Origin of the sequence: Streptomyces olivaceus (genome assembly GCF_000721235.1) — a bacterium.
Taxonomy (GTDB): domain Bacteria; phylum Actinomycetota; class Actinomycetes; order Streptomycetales; family Streptomycetaceae; genus Streptomyces; species Streptomyces olivaceus.
Window position 1 is genome coordinate 1 of record NZ_JOFH01000183.1, and the last position, 204, is coordinate 204.

The following is a 204-nucleotide window of genomic DNA, read 5'->3' on the forward strand; positions in this document are numbered from 1 at the left end:
AGTGGGCGTCGACGACGGGTTCTTCGACCTCGGCGGCGACAGCATCATGTCGATCCAGCTGGTCAGCCGCGCCCGACGGGCCGGACTCGAACTGTCCGTACGCGACGTCTTCGAGCACCGGACCGTGGCGGCACTCGCCGAGATCGTCACCGAGACCGACACCACCGTCACGGAGGAACCCGGCGCCGGCATCGGCGACGTACC

1 protein-coding gene is annotated in these 204 nt (G+C 69.1%); it reads left to right on the forward strand.

Annotated features, from left to right (window positions below):
- Positions 1–204: phosphopantetheine-binding protein (locus tag IG94_RS39585; RefSeq protein ID WP_043485810.1), on the forward strand; the 204-nt coding region annotated here is incomplete at both ends.